Raw genomic sequence first — 19,461 nt, 5'->3', positions numbered from 1 at the left:
TGGGGTTTGGTTGTGAGTGGTGTGGGTATTTTGCTGGCTCTTTCTCCTTCTTCCGTCGGAGAGGGGGTCGGTGTTTGATTGAGCTAGTTTGAGTTTTTGATCGCTAGTGATTTGACTCGATGTCTATGACTGATTGGGGTTCGCCTCTTTCTAGAGTCTTCAACGGAGAGTTTGATCCTGGCTCAGGACGAACGCTGGCGGCGTGCTTAACACATGCAAGTCGAGCGGTAAGGCCCTTCGGGGTACACGAGCGGCGAACGGGTGAGTAACACGTGGGTGATCTGCCCTGCACTTCGGGATAAGCCCGGGAAACTGGGTCTAATACCGGATACGACCTTCGGCTGCATGGCTGGGGGTGGAAAGGTTTACTGGTGCAGGATGGGCCCGCGGCCTATCAGCTTGTTGGTGGGGTAATGGCCTACCAAGGCGACGACGGGTAGCCGACCTGAGAGGGTGACCGGCCACACTGGGACTGAGACACGGCCCAGACTCCTACGGGAGGCAGCAGTGGGGAATATTGCACAATGGGCGAAAGCCTGATGCAGCGACGCCGCGTGAGGGATGAAGGCCTTCGGGTTGTAAACCTCTTTCAGCAGGGACGAAGCGCAAGTGACGGTACCTGCAGAAGAAGCACCGGCTAACTACGTGCCAGCAGCCGCGGTAATACGTAGGGTGCAAGCGTTGTCCGGAATTACTGGGCGTAAAGAGTTCGTAGGCGGTTTGTCGCGTCGTTTGTGAAAACTCACAGCTCAACTGTGAGCTTGCAGGCGATACGGGCAGACTTGAGTACTGCAGGGGAGACTGGAATTCCTGGTGTAGCGGTGAAATGCGCAGATATCAGGAGGAACACCGGTGGCGAAGGCGGGTCTCTGGGCAGTAACTGACGCTGAGGAACGAAAGCGTGGGTAGCGAACAGGATTAGATACCCTGGTAGTCCACGCCGTAAACGGTGGGCGCTAGGTGTGGGTTCCTTCCACGGAATCTGTGCCGTAGCTAACGCATTAAGCGCCCCGCCTGGGGAGTACGGCCGCAAGGCTAAAACTCAAAGGAATTGACGGGGGCCCGCACAAGCGGCGGAGCATGTGGATTAATTCGATGCAACGCGAAGAACCTTACCTGGGTTTGACATATACCGGAAAGCCGTAGAGATACGGCCCCCCTTGTGGTCGGTATACAGGTGGTGCATGGCTGTCGTCAGCTCGTGTCGTGAGATGTTGGGTTAAGTCCCGCAACGAGCGCAACCCTTGTCTTATGTTGCCAGCACGTAATGGTGGGGACTCGTAAGAGACTGCCGGGGTCAACTCGGAGGAAGGTGGGGACGACGTCAAGTCATCATGCCCCTTATGTCCAGGGCTTCACACATGCTACAATGGCCAGTACAGAGGGCTGCGAGACCGTGAGGTGGAGCGAATCCCTTAAAGCTGGTCTCAGTTCGGATCGGGGTCTGCAACTCGACCCCGTGAAGTCGGAGTCGCTAGTAATCGCAGATCAGCAACGCTGCGGTGAATACGTTCCCGGGCCTTGTACACACCGCCCGTCACGTCATGAAAGTCGGTAACACCCGAAGCCGGTGGCCTAACCCCTTGTGGGAGGGAGCCGTCGAAGGTGGGATCGGCGATTGGGACGAAGTCGTAACAAGGTAGCCGTACCGGAAGGTGCGGCTGGATCACCTCCTTTCTAAGGAGCATCTCCAGTCATGTACCGCTGAACAGTCAGTGGATGATGGTCTGGCAGAGGCCATTTCGGATGCGTATGTTATCCGGTGGTTGCTCATGGGTGGATCGCTGACAAGTATTGGTTCTCAACTGCCGGCCTGTGTGCTGGTGGGAGGGCGAATTATATCGACATACTGTTGGGTCCTGAGGGAACACGTGAGTGTTTTTTCTTTCAGGAAAGTGACGATCCGGTTCGGATGTCAGGCAGACCGCATCACTTTTGGTGGTGGGCATGGTGCTGGCGGAGTTCGAGGCGGGTGTGTTGTTTGAGAACTGCACAGTGGACGCGAGCATCTTTGTTGTAAGTAATGAAGAGCGTACGGTGGATGCCTTGGCACCAGGAGCCGATGAAGGACGTAGGAGGCTGCGATAAGCCTCGGGGAGCTGTCAACCGAGCTGAGATCCGAGGATGTCCGAATGGGGAAACCCAGCACGAGTGATGTCGTGTTACCCGCATCTGAATATATAGGGTGTGTGGAGGGAACGTGGGGAAGTGAAACATCTCAGTACCCACAGGAAGAGAAAACAATAGTGATTCCGTGAGTAGTGGCGAGCGAAAGCGGAAGAGGCTAAACCATGGATGTGTGATAGCCGGCAGGCGTTGCATTCGTGGGGTTGTGGGGTTCATCTTGTCAATGCTGCCGTGTTGGCCGACAGTAAGAAATCATGGTGTTAGTGGAAGTGGTCTGGAACGGCCTGTCGTAGAGGGTGAGAATCCCGTACACGAAAACATTGTGACTGTCGTGATGGAAACCCAAGTAGCACCGGGCCCGTGAAATCTGGTGTGAATCTGTCGGGACCACCCGATAAGCCTGAATACTCCCTGGTGACCGATAGCGGACTAGTACCGTGAGGGAAAGGTGAAAAGTACCCCGGGAGGGGAGTGAAATAGTACCTGAAACCGTGCGCTTACAATCCGTCAAAGCCTTCGAACACTTCGGTGTTGGGGGTGATGGCGTGCCTTTTGAAGAATGAGCCTGCGAGTTAGTGGCATGTCGCGAGGTTAACCCGTGTGGGGTAGCCGTAGCGAAAGCGAGTCCGAATAGGGCGTTCATAGTGGCATGTTCTAGACCCGAAGCGGAGTGATCTACCCATGGCCAGGTTGAAGCGACGGTAAGACGTCGTGGAGGACCGAACCCACTTAGGTTGAAAACTGAGGGGATGAGTTGTGGGTAGGGGTGAAAGGCCAATCAAACTCCGTGATAGCTGGTTCTCCCCGAAATGCATTTAGGTGCAGCGTCGCGTGTTTCTCATCGGAGGTAGAGCTACTGGATGGTCTAGGGGGCCCACAAGCTTACCGAAATCAGCCAAACTCCGAATGCCGGTGAGTGAGAGCGCGGCAGTGAGACTGCGGGCGATAAGGTTCGTAGTCGAGAGGGAAACAGCCCAGATCGCCAGCTAAGGTCCCTAAGCGTGTACTAAGTGGAAAAGGATGTGGGGTCGCGAAGACAACCAGGAGGTTGGCTTAGAAGCAGCCACCCTTGAAAGAGTGCGTAATAGCTCACTGGTCAAGTGATCCTGCGCCGACAATGTAGCGGGGCTCAAGTACACCACCGAAGCTGCGGCATTCACACAATGCACCCCCATTTTCCTGCGGGAGGGTGGGCAGTGGTGTGGATGGGTAGGGGAGCGTCGTGTGGCCATGGAAGCGGCGGGGTGACCCAGCCGTGGAGGCCACACGAGTGAGAATGCAGGCATGAGTAGCGAAAGACGAGTGAGAAACTCGTCCGCCGAATGACCAAGGGTTCCTGGGCCAGGTTAATCCGCCCAGGGTGAGTCGGGACCTAAGACGAGGCCGACAGGCGTAGCCGATGGACAACGGGTTGATATTCCCGTACCCGTGTGAACGCGCCCCTGGTGAATCAGTGATACTAACCACCCTGAAACCGCGTGTGAACCTTCGGGTTCGTGCGTGGCGGATGCGTGGGACCTGATCTGGTAGTAGCCAAGCGATGGGGTGACGCAGGAAGGTAGCTGAGCCAGTCAGTGGTAATACTGGTGTAAGCCTGTAGGGAGTGACCTAGGCAAATCCGGGTCACACATATCCTGAGAGGTGACGCATAGCCGAATGAGGCGAATTCAGTGATCCTATGCTGCCGAGAAAAGCCTCTAGCGAGCTTTCACACGGCCCGTACCCCAAACCGACACAGGTGGTCAGGTAGAGAATACTAAGGCGATCGAGATAACTATGGTTAAGGAACTCGGCAAAATGCCCCCGTAACTTCGGGAGAAGGGGGGCCTCGTCTGGTGATCACTCTTGCAGTGTGAGCTGGGTGGGGCCGCAGAGACCAGTGAGAAGCGACTGTTTACTAAAAACACAGGTCCGTGCGAAGTCGTAAGACGATGTATACGGACTGACGCCTGCCCGGTGCTGGAAGGTTAAGAGGACCGGTTAGCCATTTCGGTGGCGAAGCTGAGAATTTAAGCCCCAGTAAACGGCGGTGGTAACTATAACCATCCTAAGGTAGCGAAATTCCTTGTCGGGTAAGTTCCGACCTGCACGAATGGCGTAACGACTTCTCAGCTGTCTCAACCATAGACTCGGCGAAATTGCATTACGAGTAAAGATGCTCGTTACGCGCGGCAGGACGAAAAGACCCCGGGACCTTCACTACAGCTTGGTATTGGTGTTCGGTTCGGTTTGTGTAGGATAGGTGGGAGACTGTGAAGCGCTCACGCCAGTGAGTGTGGAGTCGTTGTTGAAATACCACTCTGATCGTATTGGACCTCTAACCTCGGACCATGATCTGGTTCAGGGACAGTGCCTGGTGGGTAGTTTAACTGGGGCGGTTGCCTCCCAAAATGTAACGGAGGCGCCCAAAGGTTCCCTCAGCCTGGTTGGCAATCAGGTGTCGAGTGCAAGTGCACAAGGGAGCTTGACTGTGAGACTGACAAGTCGAGCAGGGACGAAAGTCGGGACTAGTGATCCGGCACCGGCAAGTGGAAGCGGTGTCGCTCAACGGATAAAAGGTACCCCGGGGATAACAGGCTGATCTTCCCCAAGAGTCCATATCGACGGGATGGTTTGGCACCTCGATGTCGGCTCGTCGCATCCTGGGGCTGGAGTAGGTCCCAAGGGTTGGGCTGTTCGCCCATTAAAGCGGCACGCGAGCTGGGTTTAGAACGTCGTGAGACAGTTCGGTCTCTATCCGCCGCGCGCGTTAGAAACTTGAGGAAGGCTGTCCCTAGTACGAGAGGACCGGGACGGACGAACCTCTGGTGTGCCAGTTGTTCCACCAGGAGCACCGCTGGTTAGCTACGTTCGGAAGGGATAACCGCTGAAAGCATCTAAGCGGGAAGCCTGTTCCAAGATGAGGTTTCTCACCCCCTCGAGGGGGTAAGGCCCCCGGCAGACCACCGGGTTGATAGGCCAGAACTGGAAGCCCAGTAATGGGTGTAGGTGACTGGTACTAATAGGCCGAGGACTTACCACAAAGAAGCTACGCGTCCACTGTGCAGTATCTGAAACAACACACAGATACCCTTTTCCCTTTTACGGAACCCCCGACAAGTTCCGCACCCACCCGGGTGCGTGGCCACGGAGGGGAAACCGGCAAAGCGACGATGGGTGTGTGACAGTTTCATAGAGTTACGGCGGCCATAGCGGAGGGGAAACGCCCGGCCCCATTCCGAACCCGGAAGCTAAGCCCTCCAGCGCCGATGGTACTGCACTCGACAGGGTGTGGGAGAGTAGGACACCGCCGAACATCCGTTACCGGAAGCCCCCCAACACCTGTTGGGGGGCTTCCGGCATTCCACCACAATTCCTTTCGCCGACGTTCATCGCGCTGCGGCAAATTCCGTCGTTTAGCGCGCAGTGACTCGTTCGCCTGCGTAACGTGACCCGGGCAGATCCGAGTCGGATCGTGCCACGTGGTGCGCCCGGCCGGATCACCCAGGCAACGAAGGGAATCTGTGGTGAGCAGCACCAACTCGAAACGACGTCCTACGGTCCGGGCCGCTGTCGCAATGGCGGGACTCGTCGTAGCAGCGGGCTCGGTCGCAGGGTGCACGAAGACCGACTCGAGCAGCGGCGAATCACTACTGGAACAGCTCCGTTCCGAGGGAACGGTGACCGTGGGATTCGCCGGCGAGGCCCCGTACAGCTTCGAGCAGGACGGGAAGCTGACCGGCGCCACCGTGGCCCTGCACCGGGAAATCTTCAAGAACCTCGGAGTACACAATGTCGAAGGCGTCAGCACCGACTTCGGAGCCCTCATTCCAGGACTGCAGGCGCGCCGATTCGACGTTGTCAGTGCCGGAATGTCCATCCTTCCGCAGCGCTGCGAACAAGCAGCGTTCAGCGAGCCCGAATTCAACTACACGACAGCGCTGATGGTGCCCAAGGGCAATCCGGCGAAGCTCACCGACATGCAGTCGGTCAAAGACAGCGGCGTCCGGATGGCCGCCATGACCGGCGCAATCGAGTCCGACTACGCACAGGACCTCGGCATCGAGGCTACACAAGTGGCATCCCCGCAGGATGGCATGGATGCCATCGCCAATGGCCGCGCCGACGTCTTCGCACTGACGGGAATCTCGCTGAACTGGCTGGCGCAGAACAACCCGCAAGTGCCTGTGGAGGTGACTGATTCCTTTGTCGCAGAAATCAACGGGGTCCCCCAGGTAGGCGCCGGCGGCACCGTCTTCCGCAAGGAAGACACCGAGCTGAGGGACGCCTACAACGCCGAACTGGCAAAGATCACGGCGGACAAGGACAAGTACCTCTCTATCGTCGGTCCCTTCGGATTCACCGAGGCAGAGCTTCCCGATCCGCAACTGACCACGGCGAAGCTGTGCGAAGGGCAGGGCTAAGTCGGACGGGACTCTGTTGTGAAGGAGGATTTCGATGCCCTCTTCGATGCTTGGCCGGGCATCCAGGAGGGAATCATCATCACCCTCGAACTCACTGCGGGAGGTGCTCTCCTTGCCTTCGTGCTTGCAGTGGTGCTCGGGTTGGCAGCTCGTTCACACCAGGTAATCGTCAGAGGTTCGGCGCGGGTTTTCATCGAGTTCTTCCGCGGCACGTCACTGCTGGTGCAGTTGTTCTGGCTTTTCTACGTGGTTCCGCTCTTCGGATATCTCATCGACCCCGTACTGTGTGGGATACTCGCCCTCGGCCTCAACTATGGCGCCTACGGAGCGGAAGTTGTGCGGGGAGCGATCAATTCGGTACCGCAGTCGCAATGGGAAGCTGCCACGGCGTTGGATTTCACGCACTGGCAGAGGCTTCGACGGGTGGTGTTTCCACAGGCCTGGGCCGAGATGATTCCTCCCCTGACGAATCTTCTGATCCAACTGCTCAAGGGCACTGCCCTGGCCAGTTACATCCTGCTGCAGGACCTGACATTCGAGATAGATCAACTTCGGCGTACGACGGGCAACACGCTCTTCGCGTTCGGGGTCGGGCTCGTCATCTACTTCATTATCGGCTACGTGCTGACGCTGTTGATGAATGCGCTCGAGGTTCGGGCGAAGAACAGGCTGGGTACCGGTCCCTCCTTGCGTGAGATCTTCTCGCTGGCGCCCTCGGACCCGCGCGGACTGGAGGCTGCTGAAAAATGAGCGTCCAGTGGAGTTGGGATCGCGCGTTCGAGGCGCTACCCGTGTTGCTCGACGGATTCAAGATCACCCTCGTCGCAACCGTATTGGGCTTCCTCATATCCGTGGTGCTCGGTCTTGTCATCGCGCTGATCCGGCAGGCCGCCCCGCGCTGGATCGCAATGCCGGTGCGGGCGGTGAGCGAATTCATCCGTCTCACACCCCTCGTCGTGCAGTTGCTGTTCGTCTATTACACGTTTACGGCACTGTCACCCTTGCAGATCGGGGTAGTGGTCCTCGGCATCCACTACTCGACCTACATGGCGGAGGTGTATCGGGCAGGGATCGAGGCGGTACCCGTCGGCCAGTGGGAGGCAGCGAGAGCACTGTCCATTGCACCGGCCCGTACGTGGCGGGCGATCATCCTGCCGCAGGCAATCCGCCGGGTAGTCCCGGCTCTCGGGAACTATGCCGTGTCGATGTTCAAGGACACCCCGTTGCTGTTCGCGATCACGGTGATCGAAATGGTGACAGCGGCCCAGCAATTCGGGGCCCGGCATTTTCAGTACCTCGAGCCGTTGACCCTCGCCGGTGTGATCTTCCTGATCGCCAGTTACCCGACCTCCCTGCTCATACGGCGATTGGAGAAGCATCTTGCCGGATAAAGCGAACTCAGGCACCCCGATGATCAGGTTCGACGACGTCGTGAAGCGGTTCGGCGACCACGTCGTGCTCGATCACCTCGACTTCCAGGTGGAGCGTGGCGACCGGGTCACGTTGATCGGCCCGAGTGGTTCGGGTAAGACGACGATTCTGCGATTGCTCATGACCCTCGAAAAGGTGAATGACGGCATCATCTGGGTCGACGGGGCGCGCCTCACCCACGAGGAGCGGGGAGGCAAACTCGTCCCGGCGTCGGAGAAGTACATTCGTCGCATACGGCGTCGGATCGGAATGGTTTTTCAGCAATTCAACCTGTTCCCCAACATGAACGTGATCGAAAACATTACCGAGGCACCCATCCACGTCCTCGGGCTCGACAAGGCGGCGGCAGTAAAGCGCGCCCGTGAACTGCTCGACACAGTAGGGCTGTCGGACAAGGAGACAGCGCATCCGACGCAGCTGTCCGGTGGCCAACAGCAGCGGGTTGCGATCGCCCGAGCGCTGGCGATGGATCCCGACATCCTGCTGCTCGACGAGGTGACGTCGGCTCTCGATCCTGAGTTGGTGGCGGACGTGCTGGACGTCTTGAGGAACGTGGCCCTCACCACGGACATCACGATGCTCATCGTCACACATGAGATGCAATTCGCACGCGACGTATCGAACCGGGTGATGATGTTCGACGCCGGCCGCATCGTGGAAGAGGGGGATCCGGTAACCATGTTCTCCGCACCCAAACACGACCGAACCAAGTCGTTCCTCAAGGCTGTGCTGGCCGACTGAGCCGGGGTCCGATGCCCCGCTCTGGCAGCGAGGGCGTATAAATACATCTTGTGTCTATGTTGTATTCGGCCGCGGAGCAGGTATACCGCGAGGTGAAGGAGCTCATCCTGTCGGGTGGGCTGCCCGGTGGTGAGTTGATCAGCGAAGGCGAGATCGCGGAGCGCATGGGCCTCAGTCGCACACCCGTCCGCGAGGCCTTTCTTCGTCTCGAGGCCGAGGGATGGATGCGGTTGTATCCGAAGCGGGGCGCTCTCGTCGTCGCGGTGGCCGAGGGGGAAGCCGAGCACATCGTCGATGCGCGACAGCTCGTCGAGACACACGCCGTTCGGATCCTGGCGGAGCGGCCGCACGCACGTGAGGTGCTTGTCGCTCGGTTGCGTGTCAATCTCGAGGAACAGCGGCAGATCGCCGCACGAGGGGATGGGGCTGCCTTCAGTGCGTCGGATGCCGACTTTCATCGCCTGATCGTCGATGCCGCCGAGAATCCACTGCTCGCGACGTTCTATTCGAGCCTTCGGGAGCGGCAGCGCCGGATGACCGCCCACTCGATCGCCCGCGACCCCGGGCAATTGCCGAGGATTCTCGCGGAGCACGAGCAGTTGACCGATCTGGTGAACGACGGTGACGCGGACGGGTTCGAGGCAGCGGTGCTCGCCCACATGCGTCGAGTTCACGCTCTGAATCCGAGGGGAGTGGCTCGATGACCTCCGTGCGTGAGTCGCAAGCCGCACTGCCCGACACCGTGGTGTCCACGCGGGTGTGGTTGCAGGTCGCCGCGACGATGTTCGCGGTCGCGTGGGGAGGCAACGAATTCACGCCGCTCCTGGGCATGTACCGCGCCGACCACGGTTTCTCGCCGGTGACCGTCGACCTCTTCTTGTTCGCCTACGTTCTCGGGATCGTTCCCGCGCTCCTCCTGGGCGGACCCCTGTCCGACCGGCTCGGCAGGCGTCCGATTCTGCTGCCCGCTCCGGTGCTGACGGTGGCAGGTTCGGTACTGCTCGCACTCGGCGCGGACTCCGCGGCCATGCTGATCGCAGGCCGCATCCTGTGCGGCGTTGCGCTCGGGCTCGGAATGGCAGTGGGGGGAAGCTGGGTGAAGGAGCTGTCGACCGCGCCGTGGGATCCCACGGCGACGGAAGGAGCCGGTGCCAGACGGGCCGCGATGAGCCTCACCGGTGGGTTCGGTCTGGGCGCCGGGGTCGCGGGCGTCCTTGCGCAATGGGCACCACTGCCCAGTGTCCTGGCGTACCTCGTCCACAGCGGAATCGCGATCGCCGCGGCCATCGCACTCGTGCGTGCACCGGAAACCCGTGCAGCTCAACCGCTCTCCGAGCGGGTGTCGCTCGCTCGGGATCTGGCGATTCCCTCGGCGGCACACCGGCGTTTCCTTCTCGTCATCGCACCCCTCGCCCCTTGGGTGTTCGGGACCGCGGCCGCCGCGTATGCGGTACTTCCGGCGCTCATGTCCCAGCACGGCGGTGGGGTGCCCCTCGCGTTCTCGGCACTGATGTGCATGGTGGGCTTAGGGTCCGGCTTCGCGATCCAGGCGCTGGGCCGCAAGATCGATACGCCTCGCAATACGCGAGCAGTCGTCGTTGCCCTCGTCTTCGTCATAGCTGGGATGGCGATGGCAGCGGCCGCGTCTTCCGCGTTGACCGTTCCGCTCGCACTCGTCGCTGCGGTGGTGCTGGGTTGCGGATACGGGATGGCCTTGGTGTCCGGGCTGCAGGAAATTCAGCGCATTGCCGGACCCGACGATCTGGCCGGCCTGACCGCGGTGTTCTACTCGCTCACCTATCTGGGCTTCGCGATGCCTGCGGCAATGGCATTTCTCTCCGAGAACTTCGCCGCGGTGACCTACCCGCGAATGTTTACCTTCGGCGCCATCGCGGCCGCGGGATGTCTCCTCCTCGCCGTCGTCCACTGGCGCTCGCATCTGCCCTCTGCCCGCGAAAGCTCGTAACAGCGTGCGCCATCGAATCGGTCGTTCGGGCGCACGCGGAAGGGCACAGTTTGGTTTCGGTTCGACGCATCGGAGAACTCAACTCTTAACCTGAGCCTCAGCCGTATACATTTGCCACATTCCGCTCGGCTGGGGTCCACGGTAGGGAGCAACGTGCAGAAATCTGATGGCGTCGAGGCGGAGTCATGCGTGCGGCCCCCCATGGGACGGCGAAGACTGCTGCGACGGGGATGGATCGTGACGACGCTGTCGCTGCTCGCTTTGATGATGGTGCCCGCGTCCCCGGTGGCGGCGAACCCCGTCGTAGAGCCCGTTGCCGCAGACCCGAGCGTGGTCCGTGCGGCCGACGGTATGTACTACATGTACACCACCGCGGACGACTGGGGCGACGGCCAGGGCATGCACAACATGTCGATGTTCAAGTCCTTCGATCTCATGGACTGGATGTATGTGGGGGACGTGTTCCCGGACCTGCCCGAGTGGCATCCGGAGGGAAAACTTGCCTGGGCCCCGCACGTCCTGGAATCGGGCGGCGGATACAGCCTCTACTACTCGCTCTACGACGAGTCGAATCCGTGTATCGGACTCGCGACGGCTCCGGGCCCGACCGGGCCGTGGACCGATCTGGGTCGCCCGGTGTTCTGTGCGCAGGACGTGGGCATCGAGGGCACGATCGACCCGTTCGTCTGGGACGACGGAACGTCGAAGACGATGGTCGTCGGCAACTTCCGCGGCATCTACGCAATCCCGCTGGACGGGGACGGTGCGGCGCCGGTGGGCGAACCGGTGCAGATCGCGGACGACCGGTTCGAAGGCCCCTTCATCACTTTCCGCAACGGCTACTACCACCTGTTTCTGTCCGCCGGGAACTGCTGCAACGGCGGGGACACCGCGTACCGCGTGGTGGCCGGCAGGTCCAGATCGCTGACCGGGCCCTACCTCGACCGCAAGGGGCAGGACCTCAACGAGGGGGGCGGCGCGCTCATCCTCGCGGGCAGCGACCCGTGGGCCGGACCCGGACACAACACCGTGGTGACGGACGACGCCGGGAACGATTGGATCGTCTACCATGCGATTCCGCGCGACGACGTCACACTGCCCAGTGGAGCTCAGCGCCGGGAAGGGATGATCGACCGGATCGTCTGGGCAGACGACTGGCCCGACGTCGGTGACGGCTCGCCTTCCTCGACACGACCCCAGCTACCCGACACCGACCTTCCGGTGCGGGTGTCGCTGACCGCGGACGACTCGACGACCCTGCACGAGAACGGGGGAACCATCGCGGCGACGATGGTGGTGGCGGCACCCGAGGATCAGCCCTATGCGGGGCAGGTCTGGGCAAGCGTGACGTCGCCGGACGGCGGGATCAGTGATCCGATCTTCGGGCCGATCGACGTCGACCTGGCTGCCGGAGAGGTATACGAAGAGCCGATCAGTTACGCCGTGTCGGCAGACGCCCCGAACGGAACCTATGACGTGTACGCCTTTGCCGGCATCTTCGACACCGACACGGTCGAATTCGGGGCGCTCAACGGGGTGAAGTCCGGCCCGCAGATGACGGACGTCGCCAAGCGCGTCTCCGCCGTCGTGTGGCGGGACGGTGCGTGATCGTCGGCGTCTCTAGAGAGGTGGCAGCGCTTTTTCACCCAGCCAGGTGTCCCAGAGGGTTCGTAGCGACTCATCGGTGTACCGCGCGGCGAGATCGGTGAACTGTTCCGCGCTGACGCTGGAGTGGCTGTGCGACTGGGTCCACTGCTGCAGCAATGCGAAAAACCGTTCGTCACCTAGCCGAAGTCGCAGTGCGTGGAGAGTGATTGCGCCGCGCTTGTAGATGCGGTCGTCGAACATCCACTGCGGCCCAGGATCCGCGACCACCAGATCCTGCGGTTTCCGGGACAGACCCTGGTGGGCCTGTAACGCGAGTTGATGCGCTGCGGGTCCGCCGGAATTCTCCGACCAGAGCCATTCGGCGTAACAGGCGAACCCTTCGTGCAGCCAGATGTCCCGCCATTGACCCAACGTGAGGCTGTTACCGAACCACTGGTGGGCGAGCTCGTGGGCCACCAATCGTTCGAAGGCGCGGCTGCCCGTGCAGTGGTTGGCGCCGAAAATCGACAGTCCCTGTGCCTCGACAGGAATCTCCAGGTCGTCGTCGGTGACGACGACCGTGTAATCGGCAAACGGGTACGGGCCGAACAATCTGCCGAACACATCCATCATCTCGGGTTGGCGTCCGAAATCGACATCGAACGACGAGCGAAGTCGCGGCGGGTGCACGGCGAAAATCTTGACGCCGCCCGAATTCACTCGCCGTCGTTCGTACGGGCCGATCTGAATCGTGGCCAGATAGCTCGACATCGGCTCGGCCTGCTCGTACACCCACGTGGTCTGGCTGGCTCGGGTCTGCTTGCTCACCAACGCACCGTTGGCCACCGTGTAGTACGGCGAATCGGTGGTGATGGATATGCGGTAGCTGGCCTTCGAGCTCGGGTGATCGTCACACGGAAACCAGGATGCCGCGCCATTCGGCTGACTGGCGACAAGACTGCCCTCGGTCAGTTCCTCCCAGCCGACCTCGCCCCACATGCTGCGGATCGGCTTCGGGGAACCGCCGTATTGCACCGTGAATACCAGTGCACCGCCCGCCGGGATCTTCTGCGCAGGGGTGACCATGAGCTTGCCGTTCCGATGAACCCATTTGGTGTTCCGTGCGCCGTTGGCAGCGACCTTGGTGACGTGGAGGTCGGACGCCAGGTCGAGCGCGAACCGGGACCGCGCCTCGGTGGTGACAGCAGTGATCGTGGCCTTCCCGGTAAGCCGGTTGCTGTGGACCTTGTAGGTGAGGTCGAGTTCGTACCGTGAAACCCGATAGCCTCGGTTGCCGTTCTGAGGGAGATACGGGTCGAGGGGTTCGTCGAGCTCTTTACCGGGCTTCACGTCGCCGCCCACGGTGCGATGGGGTTGCCCTGCCACCTGGTGGAGGGCGGAACGGTGTCGCCGCGCATGACCAGTGACGCAGGTCCGACCGTGGCGCCTGCACCGATTCCGGCGGCGGGCAGCGCGACGCAGTGCGGGCCGAGCGTGGCGCCGGCTCCCAACGTGACGGTGTCCATGGACATGATCCGATCATGGAACAGGTGAGTCTGCACGACGCACCCCCGTTCCACGGTGGCGCCGTCACCGAGGGTCACCAGATCGGCTTCCGGGAGCCAATAGGTTTCACACCACACCCCCTTGCCGATGGTCGCGCCGAGGCCGCGCAGCCACACGTTGAGTACGGCGGTGCCCGTGGCGGCGCGCGCGAACCACGGTGCGGCGACGGTCTCGACGAACGCGTCCGACACCTCGTTACGCCAGACGAAGGAACTCCACAGGGGATGCTCGACCTTTCCGATGCGCCCCACCACCAGCCACTTGGCAGCCACGGATATCGATCCGGCCACAGCGCCGGCGCCGAGGAGGACCACGCCGCTGGCCAGGGCGGCCAGCCAGAAGCCGATCAGGTCGGCCATCACCTCGAGCGTGAACAGCACCCCGAGCCCAATTCCGAACGTCACCATCACCGGGATCAAACGGCACGTCTCCACGATCGCCCGGGCGACCTTCAGCCGGAACGGCGGATGGAACGTGCGTGCGGCGTCGGTGTCGCCCGGGGCCCTGCGCAGGCGGACGGGTGGGCTCCCCAGCCAAGAAGAACCGGACTTGGCCTTGGATGGCGCCGCCGACAGCACCGCGACGAGCCCGTTCTTGGGCACCCGTCGTCCCGGGCCGGTCATTCCGGAATTGCCGAGGAACGCCCGCTTGCCGATTTTTGCGTCCTCGATGTGCATCCAACCGCCGCCGAGCTCGTAACTCGCGACCATCGTGTCGTCGGCCAGGAACGCGCCGTCCGCGACCGTGGTGAACTTCGGCAGCAGCAACACTGTCGAGGCTTCGACGTTCTTGCCGATCCGGGCGCCCAGCAATCGCAGCCAGCCGGGTGTCAACAGGCTCGCGTACAAGGGGAACAGGAACGTCCGGGCCGAGTCCATGAGCCGCTCGGTGGCCCACACCTGCCACCCGGTGCGACTGCGGACCGGGTGGTACCCCTCTCGCAACCGGATCGACAACAGCCGAACGGCGATCACGGTGAAAACGGCGAACACCGCAAGGCTGAGAACAGTGGCGATCGGGAGAACCATCAGCGACTGCAGTACGGCGGATCCGATCGTCCCGGCATCGCGGATCCGCCAGCCGATCAGGGCGATGCCGGACAGGAGGGCAAAGATCGGGAGTCCGGCGATCAGCATCGACGTGACCCCGAACACGGGCACCCAGTACGACGCGCGTCGCGGGGTTTTTTCGGGCCACGGGTGTGCGGCCTTACCTACCTTGACGGCGGGTGAACCCGCCCAGTGCTGACCCGCCTTGACCCGTCCGAACACCGCCGAACCGGCCTCGACCTCCGCGCCTCGTCCGATGCGGGCGCCGGGCAGCAACGTGGACCGGGCACCGACGGTGGCCCCGGGACCGATCTTGATCTCGCCGATGTGCACGACGTCACCGTCCACCCAGTGACCGGACAGATCCACTTCCGGCTCGACCGAACAGCCGTCACCGAGTTCGAGCATGCCGGTGACGGGCGGAAGTGTGTGCAGGTCGACGCCCTTCCCGACGGTGGCGCCCAAGGCCCGGGCGTAATAGAGCATCCACGGTGCGCCCGACAAGTTGGCCGCGCCGCTGGCCTCGGTGAGTCTCAGCGCCACCCACAGCCGGAGGTGTTCACTGCCCCCGCGGGGATAAGTCCCTGGCTCGAGCCTCCGGAGAAGGATCCGCGAGCCGATCACCGAGATCGCCATCCGGCCCACCGGGCTGATGAACACGACGAATGCGGCGAGGACCCACCACCACGACACGGTGGGTGCCCACGACGCGTCCGCGACGTACGCGAAGACGTTGTTGGCGATGGCAAGCCAGGTGACCCACTGCAGACCGGTGAGGGTAGTGAGCGGAACGGTGGCCGCGATCTGCAGCAGTTGGCTGCGCCGCGGAGTGGGGGTGACGAGACGGGGTTCTGCGGCATCGATGGGTGCGAGTTCGTCGAGATACTCCGCCAGCGAGCCGAGCCGCGGATGGTCGTAGAGTTGCGCCACGGTGACCTCGGGGAACCGTTCCCGAAGCGCAGTGACCAGCTGGGCGGCCGCGAGGGAACCGCCGCCCAGCTCGAAGAAGTCGTCGGCAGGGCCAGTAATCTGCGCGCCGAGAATCGACGTCCACAGCTCCGCCACCCACGCCGATGTGCCGTCGAGTCCGAGGTCCTCCGCCGAGTCGTCGATCCCGGGCGGCGGCCAGGGCAGTGCATTTCGGTCTACTTTGCCGGACGTGCGAGTGGGAAGCTCGCCGACCAGAACCAGCCGGGGCACCAGCGCGGCCGGTAATTGCTCGGCGAGCGTCGCGTGGGCTGCTTTCAGATCGAAGTCGGGATCCGTGCTGGCGAGATAGCCGACGAGAATCTGATGACCGGCGCCGGTCCTGCGTACGGCCGCGGCCGCACCCCCGACTCCTGGCAGATTCTGCAGGGCATTGTCGACCTCGCCCAGTTCGATACGCCGGCCACCGAGTTTCACCTGATCGTCGGCGCGTCCCTGGAACAGCAGTCCGCGCCGATCCAGGCGGACGAGATCACCGCTGCGATAGGCGCGATCCCATCCGAGGGTCGGCATGGGCGCGTACTTCTCCGCATCCTTCGCAGGGTCGAGATAGCGGGCCAGACCGACACCACCGATCACCAGTTCGCCCACCTCGCCCTCGGCCACCGGCTCCCCGGAGCCGTCGACCACCGCGAGATCCCAGCCGTCCAGGGGAAGGCCGATGCTGACAGGGCTCCGTCCGTCCATCAGCGCACCGCACGCGACGACCGTGGCCTCGGTGGGCCCGTATGTGTTCCAGACTTCTCGTCCGTCGACGGCCAGGCGCTCCGCAAGTTCGGGTGGGCATGCCTCGCCTCCGAAGATGAGGAGACGGACGGCCTCGAGCGCCTCCGCCGGCCACAGCGATGCGAGCGTCGGCACCGTCGACACGATGCTGACGTCTCGGGCAACCAGCCAAGGACCGAGGTCCATACCGCTGCGCACGAGCGATCGCGGTGCGGGAACCAGGCAGGCTCCGTGTCGCCACGCCAGCCACATCTCCTCACAGGACGCGTCGAAAGCCACCGACAGTCCGGCGAGTACCCGATCGCCGGGCCCGACGGGTTCGTCCTGCAGGAACATTCGTGCCTCGGCATCCACGAATGCCGCGGCATTCCGATGGCTGACCGCGACGCCCTTCGGTGTGCCGGTGGATCCGGAGGTGAAGATGATCCACGCGTCGTCGTCGACCGTCGGTGGGCGGGCGGCCGGAATTTCCGACCGCTCGGAGGCGGTTCCCGGCGTGATGCCGGAGCCCGTCACCACACAGCGCACCCGAGCCTCGCCGAACACGAGGGCGGCGCGTTCCTCGGGATCGTCCGCGTCGACGGGCACATACGCGGCGCCGATCGCCAGCGTCGACAAAATGGTGACATACAGAGCGCACGACCCCGAAGGCATGCGAATGCCGACCCGGTCGCCGGCCCCGACTCCGGACTCGGCCAATTGCTCCGCGCCGCGGCCGATTCCCTCGAGCAGTTCCCGGTAGGTCAACGACGTCGTGCCGTCGTCGATCGCTGCGGCGTCCGGATACTCCTCTGCGGTGGCGTACAGAACGTCGATGAGGGTGCGCGGCGCCGGTGCGAACTCGCGGCGAAGGAATTCCTGGGGTATGCGGAGCGAGCGATCCGAATCCGTCGGTGACTGGAGAGACAAACCAGGATTCCTTCTCTGAGCGGGCGGTTGATGCGTACTGCTCGTTATCTCACGATCAAGTAGACAGTTGGTGAACAGGGGGTGCTCGCTGTCGGGCGCCTATGGTCATTCTTCACCCCGGCGATTTCCGGCGAATGTCGGGCGGGCGGCGAACGAAGCACTCACGCGTGATCCCTCCGTGGAAGCTGAGGTGAGCCGCGAGCCGTGAGGAACCCCGTCAGGCCGGAAGCAGTGGACATCACTATTCCGCCAGGTAGTGATCACGGTCACCGTGCGCAGCAGAACGTGTGCGCTGACCTGTGGGTTTCGCCACCGGTCGGCCATACAGCGACGCGCGCTGCCCGCTCTGGCCGACCCAGGGCCCGACGCGGGGTTTGCGCAGCCGAAGCCTTCCGGCTAGGTATATATGTGACTGCTCGTCCCACATAAAAATACCTCCCGGAGTGCCCTGTGACTGCCATTATCGAGACAGCCCGCGCCGAGCATGTGCAGCACAAGAGCGCGAGCCTCGCCAAGAGATGACCTCCGCACTCGTCAAGTGGCAGCTGGCCGGGCTGATTCTCATCGCCCTGGCCGGTCTGGTGTACGTCGGCGCCCAATATGTGCGTCTCGACAATCTTCTCGGGTTCGGCGAATACACCGTCAGCGTCGAGCTCGCGAATTCCGGGGGGATTTTCAGCAATGCCGAGGTCACGTACCGGGGAGTTCCCGTCGGCCGCGTGGGTGAGATGTCGCTGACCTCGGACGGTGTCGATGTCGAGTTGAAGATCGACAAGAGCGCGCCTGCCATCCCTGCGTCCGCGAAGGCCGTCGTGGCCAACAGGTCGGCGATCGGCGAGCAATACGTCGATCTCCAGCCCGACACCGATCGTGGGCCGTTTCTCGAAGATGGATCCGTAATCACAGTGGGCAGCACGGCAACTCCTGTCCCGGTCGAGGAACTGCTTGCCGGAACACAAGAACTGGCCGACTCGGTCCCGGTCGATGCGCTCCGTACGGTCGTGACCGAACTAGGGGTGGCGTTCAACGGCAAAGGCGAGGACATTCAAGTCCTCGCGGATGCGCTGGCGGGACTGTCACAGTCGGGCTCCGAGTCGCTTGACGAGACACTGGCGCTGCTGCGCGACGGCCGACCTGTGCTGGCGACGCAGTCCGAACAGTCCTCGGCCATCGAGCAATTCAGCACCGACCTCGACGCTCTCGCAGCACAGCTGCGCGCATCCGACCCCGACGTGCCGGCCCTGATCGAGAACGGAACGGCGGCAAGTGATCAAGTGGGCGCGTTCGTCAGTGAATCCGGAGGGGCGGCGACCAGGAACCTCACCAGCCTCGGCATGACCGTCGAGACGCTCTCGGTTCAGGCGGACGCCCTTCGCACCCTGTTCGTATACTTGCCGGGGATTGCCGCGGCATCCTCCACCATCGCCCCCGGAGACGGCACCGTGCACCTGGGATTGGTGGGCGAGGTGAACAACCCACCTCCGTGCACGGTCGGTTACGAGGGTACGCAGGCGATACTCGAGGAAATGAAGCGCCAGGATCCCGACTTCGACGACACCCAGCAGGACTTCCCTCAGAACACGGCGGCGAACTGCGAAACGCCGCAGGGAAGCGTGACCGGTGTGCGAAGCGCCAACCGGATCGTCCTCGGTGACCCCGCAACGGTCCAGCCGTGGGATTCCAAGCCGAAGAAGGACCCGAATCGTCTGAACCTCAACCCGATTGCGACTCAACTCGCACCACTTCTGGGGGTGAGCCCGAGATAGTGGGTTGACAACCTCGCGTCGATCCTGCAATCTTCGAATCAGGTCACGAGTACCAGCGTCAAGCCCCGGCTAGCTGGTCGGCAACCCTCCACCGCGGTGGGGTGCTCCGGGTGACGACCAGGCTGAGGTTCATACCGGACCCGGCAAGCGCGGACTCCGAGGGCTATCCCTGTGACGAGTCCCTGAGTACGAGGGATGTCGTG

10 protein-coding genes, 3 rRNA genes and 1 riboswitch are annotated in these 19,461 nt (G+C 62.4%); of the genes, 11 read left to right on the top strand and 2 right to left on the bottom strand.

Annotated features, from left to right (window positions below; translation table 11 throughout):
• Positions 1 to 159: 159 nt before the first annotated feature.
• From L1080_RS22385 to L1080_RS22340, 10 genes are all read left to right on the top strand, one after another.
• A 16S ribosomal RNA gene (locus L1080_RS22385) occupies positions 160 to 1,677 on the top strand.
• Positions 1,678 to 2,014: 337 nt separating this feature from the next.
• Positions 2,015 to 5,149 (top strand): 23S ribosomal RNA (locus tag L1080_RS22380).
• Between the two features lie 156 nt (positions 5,150 to 5,305).
• Positions 5,306 to 5,422: ribosomal RNA gene (gene rrf, locus L1080_RS22375) — 5S ribosomal RNA — on the top strand.
• The 16S, 23S and 5S rRNA genes sit together here, the layout of an rRNA operon.
• A gap of 262 nt (positions 5,423 to 5,684) precedes the next feature.
• Positions 5,685 to 6,530 carry an ectoine/hydroxyectoine ABC transporter substrate-binding protein EhuB gene (gene ehuB / locus L1080_RS22370; RefSeq protein ID WP_250777180.1) on the top strand — a complete coding sequence of 282 codons (846 nt, stop codon included), beginning with the start codon at positions 5,685 to 5,687 and terminating at the stop codon, positions 6,528 to 6,530.
• 18 nt (positions 6,531 to 6,548) lie between these two features.
• A complete protein-coding gene (ehuC, locus tag L1080_RS22365) occupies positions 6,549 to 7,280 on the top strand; it encodes an ectoine/hydroxyectoine ABC transporter permease subunit EhuC (RefSeq protein ID WP_250777176.1) in 732 nt (243 codons plus the stop codon).
• Positions 7,277 to 7,921 carry an ectoine/hydroxyectoine ABC transporter permease subunit EhuD gene (gene ehuD / locus L1080_RS22360; protein WP_250777175.1) on the top strand — a complete coding sequence of 215 codons (645 nt, stop codon included), beginning with the start codon at positions 7,277 to 7,279 and terminating at the stop codon, positions 7,919 to 7,921. The genes ehuC and ehuD overlap by 4 nt, the downstream gene beginning before the upstream one ends.
• A gap of 19 nt (positions 7,922 to 7,940) precedes the next feature.
• A complete protein-coding gene (gene ehuA / locus L1080_RS22355; protein ID WP_250777174.1) occupies positions 7,941 to 8,702 on the top strand; it encodes an ectoine/hydroxyectoine ABC transporter ATP-binding protein EhuA in 762 nt (253 codons plus the stop codon).
• A 56-nt stretch (positions 8,703 to 8,758) separates the two neighbouring features.
• Positions 8,759 to 9,406, top strand: a complete 648-nt coding sequence (locus tag L1080_RS22350) for a GntR family transcriptional regulator (protein WP_250777173.1) — start codon at positions 8,759 to 8,761, stop codon at positions 9,404 to 9,406.
• Entirely contained in the window at positions 9,403 to 10,668 is a 1,266-nt protein-coding gene (locus L1080_RS22345) for an MFS transporter (RefSeq protein ID WP_250777172.1), read from the top strand. The genes L1080_RS22350 and L1080_RS22345 overlap by 4 nt, the downstream gene beginning before the upstream one ends.
• A gap of 201 nt (positions 10,669 to 10,869) precedes the next feature.
• The gene (locus tag L1080_RS22340) at positions 10,870 to 12,276 is read left to right on the top strand and encodes a family 43 glycosylhydrolase (protein ID WP_250777179.1); all 1,407 of its coding nucleotides are present in this window, start codon (positions 10,870 to 10,872) and stop codon (positions 12,274 to 12,276) included.
• Positions 12,277 to 12,288: 12 nt separating this feature from the next.
• Here the strand turns inward: L1080_RS22340 and L1080_RS22335 are convergent, their stop codons facing one another.
• The gene (locus L1080_RS22335) at positions 12,289 to 13,617 is read right to left on the bottom strand and encodes a M1 family metallopeptidase (RefSeq protein WP_374436026.1); all 1,329 of its coding nucleotides are present in this window, start codon (positions 13,615 to 13,617) and stop codon (positions 12,289 to 12,291) included.
• Positions 13,602 to 17,492 (bottom strand): Pls/PosA family non-ribosomal peptide synthetase, encoded by a 3,891-nt coding sequence (locus L1080_RS22330; protein WP_250777170.1) that lies wholly within the window; start codon positions 17,490 to 17,492, stop codon positions 13,602 to 13,604. Before L1080_RS22330 ends, L1080_RS22335 begins: the two co-directional genes overlap by 16 nt.
• A gap of 518 nt (positions 17,493 to 18,010) precedes the next feature.
• Here L1080_RS22330 and L1080_RS22325 point away from each other — a divergent pair.
• Positions 18,011 to 19,258 carry an MCE family protein gene (locus L1080_RS22325; protein ID WP_250777169.1) on the top strand — a complete coding sequence of 416 codons (1,248 nt, stop codon included), beginning with the start codon at positions 18,011 to 18,013 and terminating at the stop codon, positions 19,256 to 19,258.
• 41 nt (positions 19,259 to 19,299) lie between these two features.
• Positions 19,300 to 19,414, top strand: a riboswitch (SAM riboswitch).
• The last annotated feature ends 47 nt before the right edge of the window (positions 19,415 to 19,461 follow it).

Source organism: Rhodococcus sp. MSC1_016, assembly GCF_023667485.2.
Taxonomy (GTDB): domain Bacteria; phylum Actinomycetota; class Actinomycetes; order Mycobacteriales; family Mycobacteriaceae; genus Rhodococcus_F; species Rhodococcus_F oxybenzonivorans.
Note: the sequence above shows the minus strand (reverse complement) of the source record. Positions and strands in the feature narration are given on the sequence as shown.